Annotated in this window: 19 protein-coding genes; 17 read left to right on the top strand and 2 right to left on the bottom strand. The window is 45.2% G+C overall.

Translation table 11 applies throughout. From position 1 onward, the window contains the following. Positions 1 to 95 precede the first annotated feature (95 nt). From MUB23_RS17875 to MUB23_RS17850, 6 genes are all read left to right on the top strand, one after another. Positions 96 to 281 (top strand): DNA-directed RNA polymerase subunit M, encoded by a 186-nt coding sequence (locus MUB23_RS17875; protein WP_244802119.1) that lies wholly within the window; start codon positions 96 to 98, stop codon positions 279 to 281. A gap of 271 nt (positions 282 to 552) precedes the next feature. After that, a complete protein-coding gene (locus MUB23_RS17870; protein ID WP_244802118.1) occupies positions 553 to 2,040 on the top strand; it encodes an LTA synthase family protein in 1,488 nt (495 codons plus the stop codon). A gap of 112 nt (positions 2,041 to 2,152) precedes the next feature. Further along, positions 2,153 to 3,220, top strand: coding sequence for an acyltransferase (locus MUB23_RS17865; RefSeq protein WP_244802117.1), 1,068 nt, complete (start codon positions 2,153 to 2,155; stop codon positions 3,218 to 3,220). Between the two features lie 50 nt (positions 3,221 to 3,270). Then, the gene (uraA, locus tag MUB23_RS17860; protein WP_244802116.1) at positions 3,271 to 4,518 is read left to right on the top strand and encodes a uracil permease; all 1,248 of its coding nucleotides are present in this window, start codon (positions 3,271 to 3,273) and stop codon (positions 4,516 to 4,518) included. A gap of 365 nt (positions 4,519 to 4,883) precedes the next feature. Then, the gene (locus tag MUB23_RS17855) at positions 4,884 to 7,205 is read left to right on the top strand and encodes an ATP-binding protein (RefSeq protein WP_244802115.1); all 2,322 of its coding nucleotides are present in this window, start codon (positions 4,884 to 4,886) and stop codon (positions 7,203 to 7,205) included. 129 nt (positions 7,206 to 7,334) lie between these two features. Beyond that, positions 7,335 to 7,709, top strand: coding sequence for a response regulator (locus tag MUB23_RS17850; protein ID WP_244802114.1), 375 nt, complete (start codon positions 7,335 to 7,337; stop codon positions 7,707 to 7,709). A gap of 4 nt (positions 7,710 to 7,713) precedes the next feature. Here the strand turns inward: MUB23_RS17850 and MUB23_RS17845 are convergent, their stop codons facing one another. Next, positions 7,714 to 8,577: a YitT family protein gene (locus tag MUB23_RS17845; protein ID WP_244802113.1), complete on the bottom strand. Its 864-nt coding sequence runs from the start codon at positions 8,575 to 8,577 to the stop codon at positions 7,714 to 7,716. Positions 8,578 to 8,696: 119 nt separating this feature from the next. On the opposite strand from MUB23_RS17845, the gene MUB23_RS17840 reads away from it, so the two are divergent. From MUB23_RS17840 to MUB23_RS17800, 9 genes are all read left to right on the top strand, one after another. Further along, a complete protein-coding gene (locus MUB23_RS17840) occupies positions 8,697 to 9,248 on the top strand; it encodes a DUF2284 domain-containing protein (protein ID WP_244802112.1) in 552 nt (183 codons plus the stop codon). 169 nt (positions 9,249 to 9,417) lie between these two features. After that, positions 9,418 to 10,143: a DUF554 domain-containing protein gene (locus tag MUB23_RS17835; protein ID WP_244802111.1), complete on the top strand. Its 726-nt coding sequence runs from the start codon at positions 9,418 to 9,420 to the stop codon at positions 10,141 to 10,143. 68 nt (positions 10,144 to 10,211) lie between these two features. After that, entirely contained in the window at positions 10,212 to 10,673 is a 462-nt protein-coding gene (locus MUB23_RS17830; protein ID WP_244802110.1) for a hypothetical protein, read from the top strand. A 683-nt stretch (positions 10,674 to 11,356) separates the two neighbouring features. Then, positions 11,357 to 11,575, top strand: a complete 219-nt coding sequence (locus MUB23_RS17825) for a helix-turn-helix domain-containing protein (RefSeq protein ID WP_244802109.1) — start codon at positions 11,357 to 11,359, stop codon at positions 11,573 to 11,575. 14 nt (positions 11,576 to 11,589) lie between these two features. Continuing rightward, positions 11,590 to 14,040 carry a type I restriction-modification system subunit M gene (locus tag MUB23_RS17820; protein WP_244802108.1) on the top strand — a complete coding sequence of 817 codons (2,451 nt, stop codon included), beginning with the start codon at positions 11,590 to 11,592 and terminating at the stop codon, positions 14,038 to 14,040. After that, entirely contained in the window at positions 14,034 to 15,848 is a 1,815-nt protein-coding gene (locus MUB23_RS17815) for a restriction endonuclease subunit S (RefSeq protein ID WP_244802107.1), read from the top strand. Before MUB23_RS17820 ends, MUB23_RS17815 begins: the two co-directional genes overlap by 7 nt. A 24-nt stretch (positions 15,849 to 15,872) precedes the next feature. Continuing rightward, complete coding sequence (locus MUB23_RS17810) at positions 15,873 to 17,039, top strand: DUF3800 domain-containing protein (RefSeq protein WP_244802106.1); 1,167 nt, start codon at positions 15,873 to 15,875, stop codon at positions 17,037 to 17,039. Beyond that, complete coding sequence (locus tag MUB23_RS17805; RefSeq protein ID WP_244802105.1) at positions 17,036 to 20,128, top strand: type I restriction endonuclease subunit R; 3,093 nt, start codon at positions 17,036 to 17,038, stop codon at positions 20,126 to 20,128. Before MUB23_RS17810 ends, MUB23_RS17805 begins: the two co-directional genes overlap by 4 nt. Further along, positions 20,129 to 20,836 (top strand): M48 family metallopeptidase, encoded by a 708-nt coding sequence (locus tag MUB23_RS17800; protein WP_244802104.1) that lies wholly within the window; start codon positions 20,129 to 20,131, stop codon positions 20,834 to 20,836. It begins immediately after the preceding gene. An 87-nt stretch (positions 20,837 to 20,923) separates the two neighbouring features. Here MUB23_RS17800 and MUB23_RS17795 read toward each other — a convergent pair whose 3' ends face one another. After that, positions 20,924 to 21,967, bottom strand: a complete 1,044-nt coding sequence (locus MUB23_RS17795) for a hypothetical protein (RefSeq protein WP_244802103.1) — start codon at positions 21,965 to 21,967, stop codon at positions 20,924 to 20,926. Positions 21,968 to 22,289: 322 nt separating this feature from the next. On the opposite strand from MUB23_RS17795, the gene MUB23_RS17790 reads away from it, so the two are divergent. Together MUB23_RS17790 and MUB23_RS17785 are read left to right on the top strand one after the other, a co-directional pair. Then, positions 22,290 to 22,514 carry a helix-turn-helix domain-containing protein gene (locus tag MUB23_RS17790; protein WP_244802102.1) on the top strand — a complete coding sequence of 75 codons (225 nt, stop codon included), beginning with the start codon at positions 22,290 to 22,292 and terminating at the stop codon, positions 22,512 to 22,514. Positions 22,515 to 22,658: 144 nt separating this feature from the next. Beyond that, the gene (locus tag MUB23_RS17785) at positions 22,659 to 22,874 is read left to right on the top strand and encodes a hypothetical protein (protein ID WP_244802101.1); all 216 of its coding nucleotides are present in this window, start codon (positions 22,659 to 22,661) and stop codon (positions 22,872 to 22,874) included. The last annotated feature ends 127 nt before the right edge of the window (positions 22,875 to 23,001 follow it).

Below are 23,001 nucleotides of genomic sequence, written 5' to 3'. Positions count from 1 at the left end.
TTACAAAAAAAAAGAAAAAGCAAGTCTTTCTCTTCTTGTAAATTTATGTATAATAATAGAGAAGGGAATACTCCCGGCAATAGGGGGGAAGCATCATGATACGTGTATTTATCTGCCCGAAGTGCGGCAAAGTACGGGTAGTGTCCAAATATCTGAAAGCCAGTTGTTATGAGTGCGGCAGACCGATGGTGGTCTGCCACACTCCCTATGTTGAATGGGTGGAGCTGGACGAAACAGAGCGAGAACAGATACGGGCACGGTATTGGAAAAGTGAGAAGTAAGTTGGCTGCCTGGCGTGTTTGCCGGGCAGTCCTTTTCTTTTTTTGTTAATGAGAGCAGCGGGCGCGGATTTTTTGTGCATGGAAAAGGTTGGGCGAAGCCTGCAGAAGATAGCTGGTACACTTGGGCAGTAAAAATTAGAATGAAAAGTTGAAAATTGAAAAAATAAAGTATATTTTGTCACAAAAAGGATTCTGAAGTTGCTATCGCCGGCGGTATTGTGATATACTGATTCATGTTTTGAAGTGATATTCAGGGGGAAACGGGGTTGTAATGAAAAAGAGAAAGAATCAAATTTTAGCCGGTGTCTGTTTTTTGTTCGTATTTTTGGGAATTCTGGCGGTTGCATCGGTGATTTTTGTCAATCGTGCTTATAATGAGCCAACGTTTGAGCAGATTATTTTTCAGCTTACCAGTCCTATGGATGGAATGTCTTGGAGCTATGTCCGGCAGGTTCTGGTGAATTGTGTGGTGATTCCTTTGGGACTGACCACCTGCTTGGCAATTCTTGTATGGATTCCGATCAAAAAAGGAATGTGGAAAAATCCGTTCCGCATTTATGGTCTCCCTTTCCTTTCTCTGATCGCACTGGTCGCTGGTTTTTGGTATGCGGTGGATCGGCTGGGAATTGTGGAGTATATCCAATATCAATCGGAGGAGTCCTATCTGATCGAAGAAAATTATGTGGATCCCAATTCCATTGCATTAGCGTTTCCGGAGAAAAAGAAAAATTTAATTTATGTGTTCTTGGAATCAATGGAATCCTCCTACCAATCGAAGGATGAGGGTGGGATTTTTGATTTTAACTGCATTCCGGAACTGACGGAGCTGGCTAGGCAAAATGTGAACTTTTCATACACGGATGGGGTCGGCGGGTATCAACCTTGCTATGGCGCAGGCTGGACGATCGCCTCGATGTTTTGCCAGACCAGCGGGCTCCCTTTCCTAACGCCTGTTGAGGCAAATTCCATGAGCTTGTATGAACAATTTATGCCAGCGGTCACGAGTATCGGTGAAATTTTAGAGGAAAATGGATACCAAAACGTATTTATGTCTGGTTCGTCTGCTGGATTCGGGGGGACAAGCAACTGGTTTTCTCAGCATGGGAATTATGAAATTTGTGATTATGATTGGGCCGTAGCAGAAGGAAAAATCCCGGAAGATTACTATGTCTTTTGGGGCATGGAAGATGCCAAGTTATTTGATTTAGCCAAAGAAAAACTTTTGCAGCTGGCAGAGGAGGGACAGCCGTTTAATCTGACGATGACCACAATCGATACTCATTTTGAGGATGGGTATGTCTGTGAATTGTGTCAGAATGAATTTGAAGATAATCAGTATGCAAACGTAATGGCGTGTTCCAGCCGCCAGTTGGCGGAATTTGTCAAGTGGGTGCAGGCTCAGGAATTCGGAGACGATACCATGATTGTTCTGGTTGGGGACCATCTGACCATGGACAGTAACTTTTGTGACGATACGCCGGAAGGATACGTTCGCTGCGCTTATGACGTATTCATCAATCCTTCGGTTTCGCCCGTTCAGGAAAAAAATCGTGCCTGTACCACGCTGGATTTTATGGCGACCACACTGGGAGGACTCGGAGTGGAGATTGAAGGAAATCGGGTTGGCTTAGGGACGAACTTGTTCTCGGAGGAAGAAACACTTTTAGAAAAGCTGGGAGGCGATCTGGGGGCGATGGATGCAGAGTTTGCGAAGAAGTCTTCTTTTTATCAGGATCGTTTCCTGTATTCTATGGAATAGATGTGCGAAGTAGAAAGGCTGCCGGGAGATTGGTTCCAGAAAAGACGCTGAAAAGGGGGGGACTTTCTGAGATCGATTTTACGCAGCCTTTTATTTTACGGGGGAGAGATACGTGAGCAAAAGAGAGCGGAATGTAAATATTGATTTGACTAAATGTATCGCAGTTCTAGGGGTCATCTCTGTACATTTCTTTTTGAATAATAAGTTTTACGAAGTGCCGGTGCAGGGAGAACGTATGTACCTCATGATGGCGATGCGTACCGCTTTTATGGTATGCGTACCGTTATTTTTAATTACAACCGGATTTTTGATGTCGGAAAAGAAACTGAGCCTGCGCTATTACAAAGGAATCCCCCATACCCTATTTATCTATCTGGCCGCCAGTTTTTGCTGTATGGCTGTGGTTCATTTTAAAGAAACGCCTTACACATGGCACACTGCTATCCAGGATTTGATTGATTTTACCGGCGCTCCCTATGCCTGGTATGTGGAAATGTATATTGGCCTGTTTCTCCTGATTCCATTCTTGAATTTAATCTATCGGAATCTGGAGGGAAAGCGGCAGAAGCAGATTTTGATTTTGACGCTGTTTGTGTTGACCAGCCTGACCAGTCTCATCAACACATCCAGCTATTTTGTTCCCGCCTATTGGCTGCATACCTATCCGCTCCTATATTACTTTATTGGCTGTTACCTGAAAGAGTACCCCGTACAGTGGAAGCGGAAACATGTTTTGCTTTTGTTTTTTGGCCTTTGGGTGGCGCTCTGCGCTGCTTTTAATATCTATCGGAGCGGAGGCGGAAAATATGAGTGGGGCATGTACGCCGACTGGTACGGATTTGAAAATGTGATCTCAGCGTCCCTTCTTTTTGCCTGGCTGCAGAGTCTTTCAATCAATCGAATGCCGGGAATTTTGAAAAAGGTATTGGCCTGCGTCTCCCGAATTTCCCTGGGAATCTATCTGGTATCCTGGATTTTTGACCAGAAGTTTTATGAGATTCTCAACACAAAGGTGCCTGTCATGACGGACCGGCTATTTTATTATTTTGTGATCGTGCCTGCCGTCTTTTTCTGCTCTTTCCTGACAGCGCTTTTGCTCGACTGGATTTATCGCCTCCTTCAAATTACTCTGTCTTGGGCTATTAGAAAAATCCGCATTGCCAGGGAAAAAAAGATATGATACACTAGCTTTTGGTGTACCAGATTATATCAGAGAGAGGGAGGTAACACATGGAGAGACGTACGATTCAAGTGGAGGAGAAGGTTCCTGCGAAACTGCTGATCCCGCTGAGTATTCAGCACATGTTTGCAATGTTCGGCGCATCGGTATTGGTTCCGTTCCTGTTCCACATCAACCCGGCGATTGTTTTGCTGATGAACGGCGTGGGGACGCTGCTGTTTATCTTGATCACCAAGGGGAAAGCTCCGGCTTACCTGGGATCCAGCTTTGCCTTCATTGCACCGGCGACACTGGTGATTGATAAGTTCGGATTCCAGTATGCGCTGGGGGGTTTTGTGATTTTGGGACTGTGCGGTATGGGGATCGCCTTGATCATCGGAAAATGCGGGACCAAGTGGATTGATATTGTGCTTCCTCCCGCGGCGATGGGGCCTGTGGTCGCTTTGATCGGCCTGGAGCTGGCTGGAAATGCTGCGGATAATGCAGGGCTATTAGCGGATCAGATCGATATGCGCAGTGTGGTTGTGTTCTTGATCACCTTGGGCGTCGCTGTGTTAGGGCAGATTTTATTCCGTGGTTTTCTGTCGGTCATACCGATTTTAGTTGCGATTATCGCCGGGTATGTGGCCGCGGCGTTTTGTGGGATTCTGGACTTTACCGAGGTGCAGGCGGCTTCCTTCTTCGCGCTTCCGAATTTCCAGGCGCCGAAGTTTAACATTGAGGCGGTCCTCACGATTCTTCCTGCGCTGCTTTTAGTCACATCGGAACATATCGGCCATCAGGTCGTCACCAGCAAGATTGTGGAAAAGGACTTGTTGAAATCTCCCGGCCTTCACCGCACGCTGTTTGCCGATTTCTTTTCCACGGCGTTATCCGGCTGTGCGGGCTCGGTGCCGACGACCACTTACGGCGAAAATATTGGTGTGATGGCGATTACGCGGGTATACAGCGTACAGGTAATCGGCGGAGCGGCAATTCTTTCGATCTGTGCTTCCTTTCTTGGCAAACTGGCGGCGCTGATCAGCACGATTCCCGGTCCGGTGATCGGAGGAATCTCTTTCCTGCTCTATGGGATGATCGGAACTTCCGGCCTCCGGATTTTGGTGGATTCCCAGGTGGATTACGGGAAGTCGAGAAATCTAACTCTGACATCCGTGATTTTTATCACAGGTCTTTCGGGAATCACGTTAAAATTGGGAAATGTAGAGCTGAAGGGAATGGTTTTGGCCTGTGTGGTCGGGATGCTGATGAGTCTGGCGTTTTATGTGCTGGACAAGCTGCATTTGACCAATGATTAAAAACGTTCTGGTGTGAACTTACCTTGAAATAAATGGAAAAGAAAAGAGCCGTGGGTACTGGGAAAAAGCGATCAGCCCCTTGTCAAGCAGACAAGGGGCTGATCATTGCTTCTTAGCTAATTTTTATTTTGGGTTGTCTTTCTCCGCCCTTTCGCTTAGAATAGTATATGTTGAAATCTTTTCAGCTATTGCCGGAAGAGAAGTGAGAAGAGAAAAACTGTTGATGGGCAACTTTGCCTTGACGGCGCTTTTGGTTAGCAGAGTAACAAGGCAGCCGCCAAGAATTCAATTCTGTATAAGATCAATCCTGGATTGGTAAGTATCCGGAGTTTGGCCGTTTGATGGGCGCAGAATGAGGGAATCAGATGAAAAGAAACATTTTTGAAAATAGAAAGAAGAAACAAACGGCGGCGGTGTTGCTGGTGCTGATTCTTTTGATGAGCAGTTTCACCTGGAGCGGGTCAGCATATGGCGCGGCAGCGGAGAACCAGGACTCAGAGAAAAAAGTTCTGCGCGTTGCCTTTGCTCCGGTAACGGGAATCAGCGAAGTGGATGAATACGGAAACCGGACGGGACTTCTGGTGGATTATCTCAATGAAATAGCTAAGTATACGGGCTGGGAGTATGAATATATCGATGTAGATACCGAACTGATGACCGACGAATTTCTTCAAGGAAAGTTTGACTTGATGGGGGGAACATACTACTCTCCTGATCTGGAACAATATTTTAATTATCCGAATTATAGTATGGGAAGCAGCCGGACTACCCTTCTTTGCCGGAAAGATGACCGCAGCATGAAGGGATATGAATTGTCGTCCCTCAATGGAAAAACAATCGGCGTCTATGAGAAGGCAGACGAGAAAATCCGTCGTTTAAAAGAATTTTTAAGCATCAATGGCCTGGACTGTACCTTGAAGTATTATACCAAAGAGCAGATGTCTGTGGAAGGCAATTTATATGAAGCGCTGAGAAACGGAGAGGTAGATCTGTTACTGGGAAACGACACGGATTTAATGGCAAATGAATTTCGCCTGGTGACCTCCTTTGCCGGCCAGCCGTATTATATCGTCACAACGATCGGAAACGACGAAGTGCGGGACGGACTGAATTGGGCTTTGGAAAATATTTTGGAGTCGGATCCGGATTTTTCTGAGGAACGATATTCAATCAATTATCCAGATATTCGGACGGCGGATCCTCAGCTCAGCGAGCAAGAGCTGGAATATATTTCGAAAAAGAAGAATGTGACAGTGGCGATTCTTGAGGCTTGGCACCCTTTTTACTGTGTCGACAAAGAGGAGGAAAATCATGACGGCCTTCTCCCGGAATTGCTGGAAAAGATCTCCGAGTACTCCGGATTGACTTTTTCCTATGTCTACGCTGACAGTTACCAGGATGCGGTTCGTCTGGTGCAGGAAGGGAAAGCAGATATTGTCGGAGCTTTTTTTGGAACGAATGAGGAAGCTTTTGAAAAAAATCTCGTGACGACAAAAACTTATATCAGCCTGAATAGCATTATTTCTAAGAATAAATCGGTTAATTATCCGGAAGATGGTCTGACCGGAGGGATTCTTGCCGGATGTACGATGCCGGACAGTATCCAAGCCGGTGAGGTTTTGTACTATGCAAGCGTCCAGGAGGGACTGCGCGCGGTTGACCGCGGAGAGATTGATTTTTTCTATGGCCTGTCGGCGCAGATGGACCGGCTGATGCAGGAGCATCAATATACCAATTTGGTCCCGGTTACCCGCATGGACAATAACACGGATATTTCTTTTGCTCTTTCCCGGCCGTTGGAAACAGAGCTTTTGACGATTTTAAATAAAGCGATCGGAAATCTGTCAACCCAGGAAAAGAATACAATGATGGATCGGAATCTGGTGTCCATGGGATACCGCTCTTTGGGGTTTTCAGAATTAATTTACTCCAATCCGGTTACTTTTATCGTAATCGTCTGTGTGTTTTTACTGATGATCCTGATTGGGTTTTTGGCAATTGCGCGGAGCAAGGTGAAAAACTCGTTGATGAGAAGTGAACTGGAGCGGGCGGAGGCAAAGAGCAAGGCAAAAGGTGAGTTCCTCTCTCGGATGAGCCATGAAATCCGTACCCCGATGAATGCGATTGTAGGATTATCTGATTTGGTCTGCCAGGAGAAGGACATATCGGAACAGGTGAAGCAGAAGCTGGAGAAGATTCGCTCCTCCTCTCAATACCTCCTGGCGCTGATCAATGATATCTTGGATATGTCTAAAATCGAAAATGAAAAAATGGAGCTTGTGCAAGAAGAATTTTCCTTAGGCCAGGTCCTGGATGATTTGATTGTTATGATGAAAACCCAGGCAGGGCAGAAGCAGCAGTCTTTCCGCAGTGAAATCGAGATCGACGACGATATCCTAATTGGCGATCCGATCCGGCTGCGCCAGGTGCTGACCAATCTGTTGTCCAATGCGATTAAATTTACTCCCGATGGCGGCAGCATATGCCTGAGAGTCGAGGAGACCGGGAAAGAAGAGGGGACGGCGGATTATACCTTTTGGGTGAAGGATACGGGAATTGGTATTGCGCTGGAAGACCAGGAAAGAATTTTTCATTCCTTTGAGCAAATTGGCACCAATGTGGCGAGGAGCGAAGGAACCGGTCTGGGTCTGGCCATCAGCGGAAGTTTAGTCCAGGCGATGGGCTGAAAGCTTTGTGTAGAGAGTGTTCCTGGAGACGGATCTCAGTTTTATTTCCAGATTCGATTTTCTTTTGGAAGTAATACTTCAAAAGAGGATCCGATTTTATCGAATCCGGCTGATCTAAGAGGAAAACGTGTGCTTCTGGTGGAAGACAATGATTTAAACGCGGAGATTGCCGCAGCGCTGCTGGAGAACCAAGATATTCTGGTAGAGCGCGCCGCCGATGGGGAAAAAGCGGTCAAACAGTTTTTGGCCAGCCCGGCCGGCTGGTACCAGGCGGTCTTGATGGATATTCGGATGCCGGTGATGGACGGTCTGGAAGCCACGAGGCAGATCCGGGCAAGCGAGCACCCGGACGGGGCGGCTGTTCCGATTATTGCGATGACGGCCAACTCCTTCAAGGAAGATCAGATTGCCGCGGCAAAGGCAGGAATGACAGAGTTCCTCTCCAAACCGGTGGATGCAGAAGTTTTAACCAAGGTTTTGCGGAAAGTAATGGCGGAAAGCTAATTGTTCAGCTTTTTCCGAAGGGGTGATTTCTCTCTTTGTTCAGAGAAAAACCATGTCCTTTGACTTCCTTAACTTGACTGATAATGAGAAACGCTTCAGGGTCAACAGCAAGAACCAATCGGTTTAGGCGAACCAGCTCCCGGTTGGGCATGACGGTGAGCACCATGGGCTGGTTTTGATGCAGGTATCCGGTGCTTGCCTGAATCAAAGTGGATCCGCGGTCCAGATCCCGCAGGATGGCATGATTGATTTCTTTGTATTCCTGACTGATGATTTCCACTTTGACCTGCCCGGTTCCAAGGACCAGTACCTTGTCTAAGGTGACAGTATAGATAAGCACCAGCAAAATCCCGTAGAGGACATTTTCTTTGTCGGAAAATGATGCCTGCAGAAGAAGAATGACCAGGTCAAAGCCATAGAGGGAGACGGAAACCGGTATTCCCAGTTTCTTCTGCAGAATCAGGGGAGGAACATCCATTCCGCCCGTGGATGCTCCGGTCCGAATCACAATCCCGATGGCAAAGCCGATCAAAAGACCGCCGCAGATGGTTGAAAGCATTCGGTCACTGGTCAGGCCGTTTGGGATAGGAAGTTTTTGCAGCACCTGTAAAATAAAGGGATAGTAAAAAGTGCTGACCAGTGTGGTAAAGGCAAAACTACGGCCAAGAATGGCGGCTCCCAGAACGAGCATGGAAAAGTTGAACAGCAGCAGGAACTTGGATAACGGCAGAGATAAATAATGGTTGGCGGCCAGCGCCAGTCCGGTGGATCCTCCGGTGATCATCCCTTCCGGCAGGAGAAAGAGAACAATGGCCAGAGCGTAGAGCGTGTTTCCGGCAAGAACCAGGAGAAGGCTTTTTAGTTTCATAGGACTCCTTTCCTTTTTTGGATAGTGTGTCCGGGAATGGGGCGGATTAGCAGGATAAACGAAAATTCAGAGGAAGCCTGTTGCGGGTGTTTGCAGCATTGCTAAGAGGGAGGAATAAAATGGAAGAGAACGATATGATTCAGATGGCGTTGGACGCCGGATTTCTCCATGCAAAAGTGATGGATCAGTCCGATCTGATGTTTGACGCAGAGCTTCGCCGGTACTGTGAGGCGAACACCTGTGGAAATTTTGGCGCGAACTATGCTTGTCCGCCTGACTGTGGGACTCCGGGCGAGATGGAGGCAAAAACACGGAAGTACAAAAAGGCATTGGTTCTTCAGACCATACAGCAGGTCGACAGCGTGATGGACGAAGCTCAGATCAAGGAAGTGCGCCGCGCCCATAATCTGATTTCCCTTTCCCTTACTGATCAGTTTCGAAAAGCTGGGATCCATGGATTGCCAGTGATGGCCGGACCCTGTTCGCTGTGTGCGGTCTGTGCCAGGAAGCAGGAAGAACCTTGTCATTTCCCTGAGAGAGTCGCGTCCTGTCTATCAGCGTACTGCATTGATGCCTATCGGATGGCTCAAGAATGTGAGATGGATTACTGGTGCGGGGAGGATAAGGTGGCATTTTTTAGCATTTATCTATTTGACGAAGCCGAGGATTAGGGCTGGCCGCAAAGGCATCGAAGAAAGAGGGCTCTTTTTGGCTGTCCGGCCGAGGAGAGCCTTTTTGGTGAGTGGGGGATGGGCAAACTTGGATTTGCGGCTCTGACAGCGGCTTGGGGATAGGGATGAGGAGAGGAAACTCGGAATATATGGATGACAGGGGACGAAGATGAGAGGATTCGGGACGATTATTAACGTGGCGGCCGTACTTTTGGGCGGCGGCCTGGGCGCGCTTTTCAAGGGCGGCATGAAAGAAAGATATCAGCAGATCCTGATGCAGGCACTTGGCGCCTGTACCATATTTATTGGTATCGCGGGCGCTCTGAAAGGGATGTACCGCATAGAAAACGGTGTGTTGGAAACAACGGGAACCATGCTGTTGATTGCTTCTCTGGTCATCGGTTCTCTCCTTGGGGAATGGATTCAGATCGAAAAAGGGATGGATCATTTTGGTGAGTGGCTTCGCAGGAAGGCGGGCGGAAAAAATGACAGCCAGTTCGTGGAAGGATTTGTCTCTGCGTCCCTTGTCATCTGTGTGGGCGCCATGGCCATTGTAGGGGCCCTGGAAGACGGGATCCGCGGTGACTATTCTATGCTGGCAGCCAAAGCCGTCCTAGACGCGGTGATTGTAATGGTTTTTGCCTCCTCTTATGGAAAAGGCGCTGTATTTTCCGCACTTCCCGTGGGGCTCTGGCAGGGAAGCATCACGATTTTTGCCGGTTTCCTGGAACCAGTCCTTACCCCGCAGATCATTTCTGATCTTTCCTTCACGGGCAATGTACTGATTTTCTGCGTTGGTGTGAATCTCGCGTTTGGCAAAAAATTTCGCGTCGGAAATATGCTCCCGGCCCTGCTGTTTGTCGCGGTATTTGATGTGTTGGCTGCGGTGTTTTGAATAATTTATATGATCAATAGATAAATGGAATTTATAACAGACATTATTTATATTGGAGGACTTAACGTATGCAGGATTTTTTTGAAGCATTAAGAAGTGAAAGAAAAAACAAAGCATTACCCGAAACGTTTAACTATTTTGGAAAACTTATTGGTAGTTGGAAAATAAACTATATGGAACGTAAAGATTCCCGTGTAATAAAAGGAGAGTGGCATTTTTCATGGGTACTTGAAGGAATGGCCATTCAGGATGTCATTATTTTGCCGGATTATGAATATGGGTCTTCACTTCGGATCTATAATCCTGATACGCACGTATGGGATGTAGCTTATGGTTATACTGGAAACATAATACGGCTTGAAGCAAAAAAACAAGATGACATGATCGTGCTTACCTACATCAATGACGAAAGAAGAAAGTGGATTTTCACTAAAATAGAGGATGATTGTTTTCATTGGAAAAATGTCACTGTTAAAGAAGATGGCGAATGGGATATAAATGCAGAAATATATGCTGAACGTGTTGAATAAGCATGGCAATCAAGCTGCTAAAGCCAGCTGATTAGAATCGATATTCAACAAGAAATGAAAAACGGTATGCAGTCAGTTGCGGGTTATGCGCGGAAAGGCTGAAAAAGCTTGGTTAGTCATACTAACCAAGCGACGGAATAAGCTAACCAAGAAGGTGTAAATACTGTGCTAACCCGTATTTTGAAATAGAAGATATTTTGATTCTATTTGGTTTAGAAGAACACCAATTACTATACCATTTGCCCGTGAATTTGCGTGGATTTACAAAGAATCACGTAGGTTTTGGGCAAAACACAAAAATCGAAAAAGTGCCGGAAAGCCAGCATTATCAAGGTTTGAAGGCTTATGAAGGGATATAAAAGATATGATAAAGATACTATTCGTCTGCCACGGCAGTATCTTGAACAATCCTGAAAAAGCCTGTAAAATCAATGATTTCATGGAGAGGAAAGGCACTTACTACACCACTACTACACCATTTAGATTTGGGTTAGAGCTTTGATGTGACAGAAAAGAATATTTGCAAGAAAAGAATAGCTTGTGTGGTTTGATGAAACAGACAGCACCAGGTATTCTTTTTTGTTTTATAAATATAACTGAGTAAGTCTGTCGGCCAAAGTTTCTGACTTGTCAAGGAATATCGCATATGCTATACTTTTGATGACGAAGGAGGGCGTTTTACAATGGAAATTGGAGCTTTAATTAAAGCGGTTCGCAAAGAAATGGGAGTATCGCAAAAAGAATTTGCTAATAAGCTGCATGTTAGTTTTTCCACTGTAAACCGTTGGGAAAACGGCCATGTGACGCCAAATCAGCTTGCAATTGTGACATTAGTTGAACTGTGTGAGAGAGAAAATGTTTCAGCACGTCTATTGCAGGAACTTAAAATACAAAAGAATTAAGAGGGATTTGACAAATGGCCATTAAGAAAAGTGAGATTTACAGCCAAATATGGGCTGCTTGTGACAAATTGCGCGGCGGTGTGGAACCGGCACGCTATAAAGATTATATTTTGACGTTGCTGTTTGTGAAATATGTTTCCGACCGGTTCAAGAGTAGTGATAACTGGGATATTGAGGTGCCGGAGGGTGGCAGCTTTGATGACATTGTTGCTTTGAAATATAAGAAAAATATTGGCGAGGGAATCAATGTTATTATCGGCAAACTGGCAGAGACCAATGATCTGAAGGGTATTATCGATATTGCCGATTTCAATAGCGAGGAGCTGGGCACAGATAAAGAAGCGGTAGATAAACTCTCCGGGCTTGTGGAGATTTTCCAGAAGCCAGAGCTGGACTTTACAAATAACCGCGCTGGTGGCGATGATATTTTAGGCGATGCTTACGAATTTTTGATGCGGAAATTCGCCCAAGATTCCGGTAAGAGTAAGGGGCAGTTCTATACACCCGGCGAGGTATCTCGCATTATGGCGAAAGTAATCGGTATTGATAAGGCCACTGACCCCAGTATGACGGTCTACGATCCGGCCTGTGGTTCTGGTTCGCTGCTGATCCGTGCAGCGGATGAGGCTCCCTGTGAAATCTCCATCTATGGGCAGGAGAAAGACAACTCCACCGCCGGTCTGGCCCGCATGAACCTGGTTCTGCACAATAAGGGGGCTGGTGTCATTGTCGGCAATAAAAGCACTTTGTCTGCGCCCCAATACAAAGATGAGAACAACCCTGAGTTACTGAAAACCTTCAATTACATCGTGGTTAACCCACCATTTTCAGATAAATCTTGGATGGATGGTATTACTATTCCCGATGTGTACGGCCGGTATAGTGAATCCGTGTTGGGTGTGCCGCCAGAGAAAAATGGCGACTATGCATGGCTGCTGCATGTTTTGAAATCTTTGAAATCCAACGGCAAGGCAGCGATCATTCTGCCCCATGGTGTGCTGTTCCGTGGTAACGCCGAAGCGGATATCCGAAAAGAGATCATTGACCGTGGATATATCAAGGGTATTATTGGCCTGCCTGCGAACCTGTTCTATGGTACGGGCATCCCTGCTTGCATTTTGGTTTTGGACAAGGAGGATGCCGTTAATCGTACGGGAATTTTCATGATCGATGCCAGTAAAGGCTATGTAAAGGATGGCAATAAGAACCGCCTGCGGGAGCAGGATATTCACAAAATTGTGACTACATTCCTCTCTATGGATAAATCGAATCCAAAGTATGCCCGCTTTGTGCCCAATGAGGAAATCAAAGTCACCAATGAGTACAATCTGAATATCCCTCGGTACATTGACAGCAGCGAACCGGAAGATCTGCAGGACATCAATGCCCACCTGAACGGGGGCATCCCCCAAAACGATGTGGACAGCATGGCCGAATATTGGACTGTATATCCCTCTTTGAAGGAAATCCTTTTTCAGCCGTTGCGTCCGGGTTATTTGCGCCCAGCGGTGAGCAAGGATGAGGCAGTTTCTGTTATCACCTCCCACCCTGAGTTTATCTGCCATGCTGATCAGGTAGATGATGCTTATTCTCGTTGGAAAGAGGGTATTATCCCGGATTTGATGGAACTGAGCCGGGAAGTCTCTCCGAAAGAACTGATTGGCAAGATTTCCGAAGCCCTGTTGGCCAACTTTGCCCAGGTACCGCTGCTGGACAAGTACGATGTCTATGAGGTTCTGATGGAATACTGGGCGGAAACCATGCAGGATGATGTGTATGCGGTTTGTTATGATGGTTACGAGGCCGGTCGTGAAATAGCCTATGAATACGTAATCAAGAAGAAGAAGCAAAACGGTCAGACCATTGAAATTAAAACCGATAAAATTAAGGGCTTTGAGGGAAAACTGCTCCCCAAGGCTTTGGTTGCTATACACTTTTTCGCGGAAGATGTGAAAGCATTGGATACCCTTCGCGGGCAGTTGGATGAAGTATCGGCCAAGCTGGAAGAAATGGCCGAGGAAAACGGTGGCGAAGACGGACTGTTTTCGCAGTTGGATGATTTGAAAAAAGCAACCATCAACGCTCGTATTAAGGCTATTAAGAAAGACCCCACTGCAAAGGAAGCATTAGCGGCATTGCAGAAGTATATGTCTCTGCTGGATGCTGAAAGCAACTATAAGAAGGCAATCAAGCAGGCCGAGACTGATCTGGACACCAAGTTGGAGAAGAAATACCCCCAGCTGACGTTGGAAGAAATTCGTCATCTGCTGGTGGAGGAAAAGTGGTTTGCCGCCATTTACAGCGGAATTGATGCTATTCATGAGGCGGTGTCCCACCATCTTTCCGCCCGTGTGATCCAGCTGGTGGAGCGGTATGAGTATACATTGAAGGAATGCGAGGATGAAGTAGACCAGTACGAGGCCAAGGTCAAATCTCATCTAGAAAGGATGGGGTTCGTATGCTGAGCTTCAACAAAGTGACATTGGTTACTGTTTGTGATGTGTTAAATGGAGATAGAGGAATAAACTATCCTTCAAGTTCAGATTTTGTTTTGTATGGAATTCCATTCATCAATGCTGGGGCTATAGAAAATAAGAAGATTAACTTCGGGAAAGTAGATTTTATAGCAGAATCTAAATACAATGGTTTGGGTGGTGCGAAATTCGAAAATGGCGATATAGTTTTTTGCTTAAGAGGCTCTCTTGGAAAATACGCTATGCTTAAAATAGACCAAGGAGCACCTGCGTCATCTTTAGCTGTTTTACGTTGTAAGAGCAATAGGTTAAATAATAAATTTCTTTTTCAGCTACTTGGCTCAGAAATAATAGAGAAACAAATATTATCTGAAAACAACGGAAGTTCTCAGCCAAATTTATCTGCAGAAAGTGTGAAAAGATTTCTTATTCCACTACCAGATATTACAGAGCAAATTGCCATTGCCGAGGCTCTTTCCGACATAGACAGTTTAATTTCCTCCCTGCAAAAGCTGATTGAGAAAAAGAAAGCCATCAAGCAGGGAACCATGCAGGAACTGCTCACCGGCAAAAAACGCCTGCCGGGGTTTTACGGAGCGTGGTCAAAACAACAGCTAGGCAATATTTGTGATATTATCAATGGAGGAACACCATCAACCTCAATAGCAGAATTTTGGAATGGTAAGATTTTGTGGTGTACGCCGACAGATATAACTAGCTGCGCAACAAAGTATATTTACACTACCGAGAGTAAAATCACAGAAAGTGGGTTGAAGGCTAGTTCAGCAACACTCCTACCAAAGGGAGCTCTGTTACTCTGTAGCCGAGCTACAATTGGCGAAGTGCGAATTGCAGGTAATGAGATTTGCACTAATCAAGGCTTTAAGTCCCTGGTTGTTCATCAGAATATTAGCAATGAGTGGCTATATTACATAGTGCGTATTTTGAAGCAAGATATGTTGGAAAAAGCTATTGGTTCTACTTTTTTGGAAATCTCCAAAAAAGATTTGGCTGAACTCGATATAATTGTTCCAGAGTTTGCCGAACAACAAGCTATTGCTCAAGTTCTTTCTGATATGGACAGTGAAATTGAGCGACTAGAAAAGAAACTGACCAAGTACCAGCAGATCAAGCAGGGTATGATGCAGGAACTGCTTACCGGTCGTATTCGATTGGTGGATGTGGATGGCAAAGAGCAACCGAAAACACAAGCTGTTCAGGAAAAACAACCTCACCCCGCACATAATCAGCATTTTGATGATGCTGTTATGATTGCAGGAATTGTGAATGCCTTCTACTCCGAGAAATATCCTTTAGGGCGCAAGAAAGTTCAGAAACTTCTCTACCTGGTGCGCCGCAAAGAACAGGCGGATATTTCTGCGTTCCATAAAAAAGCCGCAGGCCCTTATGCCGATGAGGTTCGCTACAAAGGCGGCGAACCAATCGCTCAGAAAAATCGCTATATCCAAATTAAAAGGAGCGATAAGGGAAGTTGCTTTGAAAAGGGCACGCAGATGCAGCAGGCGCTTTCCTACTTGCAGGACTGGGGAAAACAGGCAGACATCACTTGGCTGGTATCCCAGTTTCAGTACACCGGTGTCAATGAACTGGAGCTTTTGGCAACAGTGGATATGGCAATGTGTGATTTGCGTTTGACCGGCAAAGAAATTTCGGTAACTTCTATCAAGGATTTGATTCGCTCCAATAAGGAATGGCGAGATAAACTGAACAAGACCTATTTCAGTGATGCAGATATCCGTCGGGCAATCAAACGGTGTCAGGAGCTTTTTGTAAAATAATTGTTTGTGGGAGGTGAAAATTCTATGCGGCTTTTTCTTGATGAAGCGGGAAATACTGGCAGTATTATTGATAAAAATGGAAAATTGAATTATGGAACACAGCGCCATTTTTGTCTGGCATCTGTGGTAGTTAATGATGCGCAAGAAGAACAGCTGATTCGGCAGAAATATGCCGCATTTAAGGAGCATTTTTCACCTCATGGGGAACTAAAAGGTAATTCTCTTTTTACAAGAGAATGTAATGACGCGCTAATATATTTTCTAGAAAACATATTGGATTCTTCTCATTTTTCAATATGCCTATATGATAAAAAGTTCTATTTGGCATCGCTTTTGTTATTTTCTATATTAGGAGAGCGGGCCAGAGAAGAATGCCCAGTAGAATATTATGCTCTCGTAAGTGATCTTTCCCAAGAACCGGATGATCTGTTTGCAACTTTCTGCCAATTAACAAAACGGGCTACGATAGAGAGTGTTCATGAATTGTTTGAATTCTTGAAAAAATATCCTTATCGACACGTTTCGCCATATGGAAACGGTTTGCTTTGGGCTATATCAAAGATTCAGGAAATGGAAATTGAAGAAACTTTTGTAAATGATTTTCTTCAGTTCGGTTGCTATTCAAACCGAAAGTTTGCCAATCTAATTAATTTAAATGCCCTATCAGAGTTAATTGAGGTAATTTCGCTAGAGCGTGAATATGATGCCAGAAAAATAGACATTATCCATGATAATATTTCTGGTATTGGTGAATTGTTGAAGCAAGAACTGGAACAATTTGAAATAGCAATTCAGTTTACAGACAGTAAATCGGATGAGTTGATTCAGTTAGCGGATAATGTTGCGAGTATTTTTTGCAAAATAATAAATACTATTGTACGTTGTTGGGATACAAAAATGGAGTGGGCGCCTGAGAATGAATGGATATTAGAAAAAGCAGCACTGTTTTTACAAAAGATAGGAACACAAAATATAAAATTTACTGTTCCAATTCAAAGCTGGGCATTAGCCTTTTGCGCCATGGAAATGTTTGATCCGAAGTATCCCAAAGAAAGGCGCAAAAACTTGTTTTTTAATCCGAAATACAAATACTGGAATCAGGCAGTTATCCAAAATATTGAACAGTTGGATTTTTCGAAGCATGCAGAGTGCTTTGAGAAACTATACTCGTGTGGGGAGGGAAAAGGATGAGCGTCGGTCAACGGGAAAAAGCCACACAAAAGCGTGTGATAAAATTATTTGTCCAGGAGCTTGGTTATACTTATCTTGGCGACTTCACCGACAGGCAAAACTCCAATATTGAAACAGAACTGCTGACAAAATTTCTGACCCGAAAGGAATATTCGCCGGTGCTTATCAGCCGCGCCCTGAAGGAGTTGCATGATGCCGCAGGAAATCAATCGGTGAATCTCTATGATCTGAATGAGCAGACTTACAAAAAGCTGCGCTATGGGGTTAAGACCAGTGAAACGGTAGGGCAGCACAAAACTACTGTCCAGTTTGTGGACTGGGAGCATCCACTGGAGAATGACTTCTATATTGCCGAGGAAGTGACTATTAAGCATAAGCGACCTGATTTGGTATTGTACATCAATGGTATTGCGTTTGCAGTAATCGAGTTAAAGCGCAGTACAGTTTCTATGTCGGAAGGCATTCGACAAAACTTAACCAATCAGCGCCCTGATATGATTATGCAATTTTTTGCTACTATCGGGCTGGTTTTGGCAGGCAACGATTCAGAAGGCGCTCGATATGGCACCGCAGGTACGCCGGAAAAGTATTATCTTTCCTGGAAAGAAGATCCTAACGCTAAAGATGAGGTTTCTGTGGCGATACGTGCTCAAATTGAAAAGTATTCGCTGCGTCTGGACAAAAACCTGATTTCGCTGTGCCAGAAAGAGCGATTTGTGGAACTGTTGCACAATTTTATCGTGTTTGACAGTGGGGTGAAAAAGACCTGCCGCCCCAACCAATTCTTTGGCAATATGGCAGCGAGGGATTTTGTGTGGCGGCATGAGGGTGGTATCATTTGGCATACCCAAGGAAGCGGAAAATCGCTCACAATGGTGTGGCTCAGTAAATGGATCAAAGAAAATATTCCCAATAGTCGAATTTTGATTATTACCGACCGGGATGAACTGGATGTTCAAATTGAGCAGGTCTTTGCAGGTGTAAGCGAAAAAATCGTCCGCATTCGTCGGGGCAGTGAGTTGATTCACAAGATCAATGATACTTCGCCTGTTATGATGTGTTCGCTGATTCACAAGTTTGGTAAGAAAAACCGAAGCAAAAGCGGCGAGACAGATTACACCGGATTTATCGAGGAGTTGAAACGCTCTCTACCGGAAAACTTCTCTCCCAAAGGCGATTTCTATGTGTTTGTGGATGAGTGCCATCGTACCCAATCCGGCAAGCTCCACAAGGCGATGGAGATGATCTTGCCGGAGGCTACTTTCATTGGCTTTACTGGCACTCCGTTGATGAAAAAAGATAAAGAAACCAGCCTGGAGATTTTTGGACCCTATATTCATCGATATAAATTCGATGAAGCTGTGAGGGATAAAGTGGTTCTAGATTTGCGCTACGAGGCCCGCGAAGTAGAGCAGAACGTTGTTCAGCAGGAAAGAATTGATGCCTGGTTTGAAGCTAAAACCAGAGGTTTGACCGGTGTAGCCAAGGCCAAGCTGAAGCAGCGTTGGGGCAATCTGCAAAAGATGTTCAGCTCTAAAGCGCGTCTGGGGCAAATTGTAGCGGATATTGTGTTCGATATGGAAACGAAACCGCGCCTTCATGATGGGCGAGGCAATGCTATGCTAGTTGCTGGTAGTATTTATCAAGCCTGTAAATTCTATGAGCTGTTTCAAGAAACTGAGTTAAAAGGCAAATGCGCTATTGTGACTTCTTACGAGCCAGCTGTAGGGGATATTCGCACGGAAACGGTTGGCGATGACGGGGAAACGGAAGCTATAGAGCAATATGAGATTTATAAGAAGATGCTGAACGGAAAAGACCCCAAGGCATTTGAAAAAGAAGTCAAAGAGAAATTTATTAAACAGCCGGAACAGATGAAACTTTTGATCGTGGTGGACAAGCTGCTCACAGGTTTTGATGCTCCCCCTGCTACATATTTGTATATCGATAAATCTATGCGGGATCATGGCTTGTTCCAAGCTATCTGCCGTGTAAACCGCTTGGATGGCGAGGATAAGGAATTCGGGTACATCATTGATTATAAGGATCTCTTCCGTTCACTGGAGCTGGCGGTTGCTGATTATACTTGTGAAGCATTTGATTGTTACGACAAAGAGGATGTTTCTGGGTTACTCACAGATCGTTTGGATAAAGCGAAAGAGCAGCTTGAAGATTCATTGGAAGCCTTGCGCGCTCTGTGTGAGCCCGTAGCTCCGCCAAAAGACATGGTGGATTACTATCATTATTTTTGCGGTGCAAACACAGAAGCCTTTGATCTGGGTGAGCTTGAGGAAAATATGCCTAAACGGGAGCAGTTATATAATTTGTCTGCTGCTGCGCTCCGAGCATTCGGTGAAGTATCCGGAGAATTACAAGAAAAATACTACTACACTGTTGACCAGATTAAGGCGATTGAGCGGGAAGTCACTTATTATATTAAAGTACGTGATGATGTACGGCTTGCCAGCGGAGATTATGTGGATTTGAAAAAATATGATCCGGATATGCGTCATCTAATTGATACTTATTTGTCAGCAGATCCTAGCCGCGTACTGACTTCTTTTGGAGGTGCAACACTGGTAGAATTACTGGTGGATAATGGAATTTCTGCTCTGAAAAATATGCCCTCCTCCACTCCCAAAGAGCAGGAAGCAGTTGCGGAAACGATCGAAAACAATGTTGGAAAGGAAATCGTTGAAAAGACGCAGAGCAATCCGAAGTATTATGAGAAAATGTCTGCACTCCTGCGTGAACTGATTGAAAAACGCAAAAATGATGTAATTAATTATGAGGAGTATTTGCGCCAGATTGTAGAATTAGCAAAGAAAGTGCATAAACCAGAAAGCGGTGTGGAATATCCGGCAGACATTCGGGAAAGTGCTGCTAAACGGGCATTTTACGATTATCTTGATGGAAATGCAAATGTAGCAAAACAGTTGCACGAGGCGGTTATGCTCAGCAAGCAGGATAATTTTCGGGGAAGTAAAATAAAAGAACGAAAAATTTGGCGAGCGATTCGTTCGATTGTGAAAGATGACCAGGAGGCAACTGAGTTATTGGCATTGGTAAAGGAGCAAAGTGAATATTAAGTGAGCAAATTAATAATTGGCGGTATTGAAATTACGATTATAAAGAAGAATATTAAAAATATGTATATCCGAGTTCTGCCACCAGACGGTGCAGTACAGATTACAGCTCCATATGGCGCTAACGAGGAAACAATTCGTATGTTTGCGGTTTCCAGAATCTCTTGGATAAAAAAGCAAAGGAAGAATTTTGAGAATCAGGCTCGTCAAACCAAAAGACAATATGTAACTGGAGAAAGCTACTATGTTTGGGGAAAACGTTACAGACTGGATGTGCGATATTCAAATATTCGCAATGAAGTCAGAATTTTGGGCGGAAAATTAATACTGCAAGTTCGTAAAGAAAGCACACCTGCTCAAAGAGAAAATGTTTTAAATGAGTGGTATCGCGAACAACTAAAACAAACAATTCCGGGGGTCTTAGAAAGATGTGAGCATGTTGTTGGTGTGAGTTGTGCTGAATGGCAGGTTAAAAATATGCGAACAAAATGGGGGACCTGCAATATAGAAAAACGAAGAATATGGTTGAACTTACAGTTGGCCAAGAAAACTCCGAAATGTTTAGCTTATGTTATCACTCACGAACTGGTTCACTTTTTGGAACGCAAGCACAACGATCAATTTAAGCAATATATGGATCAATTTTTTCCTAATTGGCGTGATGTGAAAGAAACTCTGAATCAACAGATGTTGGATTATATGGAGGAATAAATTATTTTACTAAAAAGTGTTGTAAGCTAAGGATACTTTTTGTTAATGTCCTTAGCTTACTCATAGATAGGGAAAGGCATTTGTGATTCAATAATTAGCCAGCGAAACGATAACATTACTCTGCTGATATAGCCAGTTCGTAAACTCTTTCGGGCTGGCTGTTCTGTCTTTTACAGCCTTTTTCTTTTGCAGTGCTTCTTTCTTGAACGCTTCAAAAGCATCCAGCATTTCTTCCAGCCGATCAGCCGGGAAGCCGATTGTTTTCTTTGCCTTGTTGATTTTATTGCGCCAGTTCTGGCACTCGTTCTTGTAGAGCAGATCGTAGTTGTTTTCTCTTGCCCTCTCGTCAAATTCCCGCTTATTTTGAAGCGCCTGTTTCTTCCGGCACTTATCGCTGCACAGCTCATACCGCTGGCTTGTTGCGAGGAAAATACGTCCGCAGACTTTGCATTTTCGGAAGCACAGCCCCCAGTCATTCAGGCGGTTCAAATAGTAGGTTATCAGCGGATAAAACGTGGCATAGGCGGCAACACATTCTGTTGTGCGCCGGTTGTCTGGATACCAGAGGTCAAGCCGTGTTTCCGCTGCCGGTACGGAGCCGAAAATGCGGCTGGATATATGGAACGGTTCTGGCCTGCCGGTATTGCTGTCAAATTGCAGAGGACTTCTCTGCTGAAACATCATGGTAAAATGGCTCATTTTATCCATGAAACGGTCACAGGCTTGATCTCGTTTCGCCGGTTCCCTTGCCAGCAGGTAGCCGTTCCAGATACGGAACGCCGCATACATCCGCAGCGGATCGCCGCTGTCAAATTTCTTTTGGAGGAAGTCACCGGCGGCCTGCTCCAACGCTGGCTGCTTCCAGCGGTTTGAGTGCAGAGCTTCCCGCAGCGGAGCAAGCCCCAAACGGTTCCATTCCCCGTCCGGGTCATGCTCAAAGTCCGCAAGGAAAGTACCGAGCGGACGGGTTGTGTCGCACAGCACATCCGCATCCCTATCCCCCTGTAAACGGAAGCGCACCTGCAATTCTTCCCCAATCAAAATCCGCTCTTTCATCTTCTTTCTGTCCAACGTCAGGACAAACAAAATCCGGTCATAACACGGCTCATGCCGCACAAATCCTGTTTCCATCCTATCCCCCTGCCTTTGCTTATGGTAATTTTATAATTTAGTAATATTCGTTACACTCATGGTATCGCAGAAGTCTTGTTTTGTCAAGGAGAAGTTGCTATGATGATTGCACATGGTAATTTAGTACCACGCAGTACCTTGACAAGTGAATGACCGTCCAAAAGGGATATGACCGGCAGGAGAAGTGACGCATGAAGCGCACCAATGCAGGGATACGCCGCAGAAATGGGGCAGCCGCAGGGATGCGGCTTTTAGGACAACGGCTTTTGGGGAGAACGGCAACAGGAAGCATTGAAACTGATTTTAAGTATGGAGGAACAAAATGAGCGATAACAAGAGAGTGAATAACTATGACGAGCTGCCGCTGGTTTTGGACGTGGCGGACATTCGGCGCATTATGGGAATTTCCAGAGTGAGCGCCTACGAGCTGGTACACACGCCTGGCTTTCCGGCATTTCGGAGCGGTAGACTGATTAAGGTCAGCAAAAAGGCGTTCTTTGACTGGATGGCAAAGGGGACTGAACTCGTACCGGGAAGCGACAAATGAGGGAAAGGTATCTTCCCCTGTCTGGAATACTGCCGCCCTTTTCTAAGGGCATACAGAGGGGAAAATCCCTAAAAATGATACCGAAACGCTACACAAAAACGCCTGTCTGCGTATGCCGGATAGAAACGGGGAAAGGAGCCTGTTATGTCGAGAATGAGTAAGAAGCGCCGGTTGGAGCTGTCTTTCTTCTTAAATGAGCGAAACCGTGTCACTTATAACGAATTGTGCCGGAAATGCTGCCATGACTGCAAGCAGAGCTTCCGGGCAGTTGTGATCGAATGTCCGAAGTATCTTTCCAAGCGTTCCCGTAAAGGGGCGAGGAAAAAGGAAACGGAGCCGGAAACGGCAGAAATCCCTTGAGGAACGAAAGGGCGCATTATCCCAGATATTCAATTATCCGAGGAAATTCTTAAAAAACACCATCCGTAAAGGCTTTCAAGAAGATTTCCTCGGATAATGTAAGCGCTATTTCAGGAAGTCGGGCAAC

It is taken from the genome of Cuneatibacter sp. NSJ-177 (genome assembly GCF_022867805.1).
Classification (GTDB): Bacteria; Bacillota; Clostridia; order Lachnospirales; family Lachnospiraceae; genus Pseudolachnospira.
This window is presented reverse-complemented; position numbering and strand designations above follow the sequence as displayed.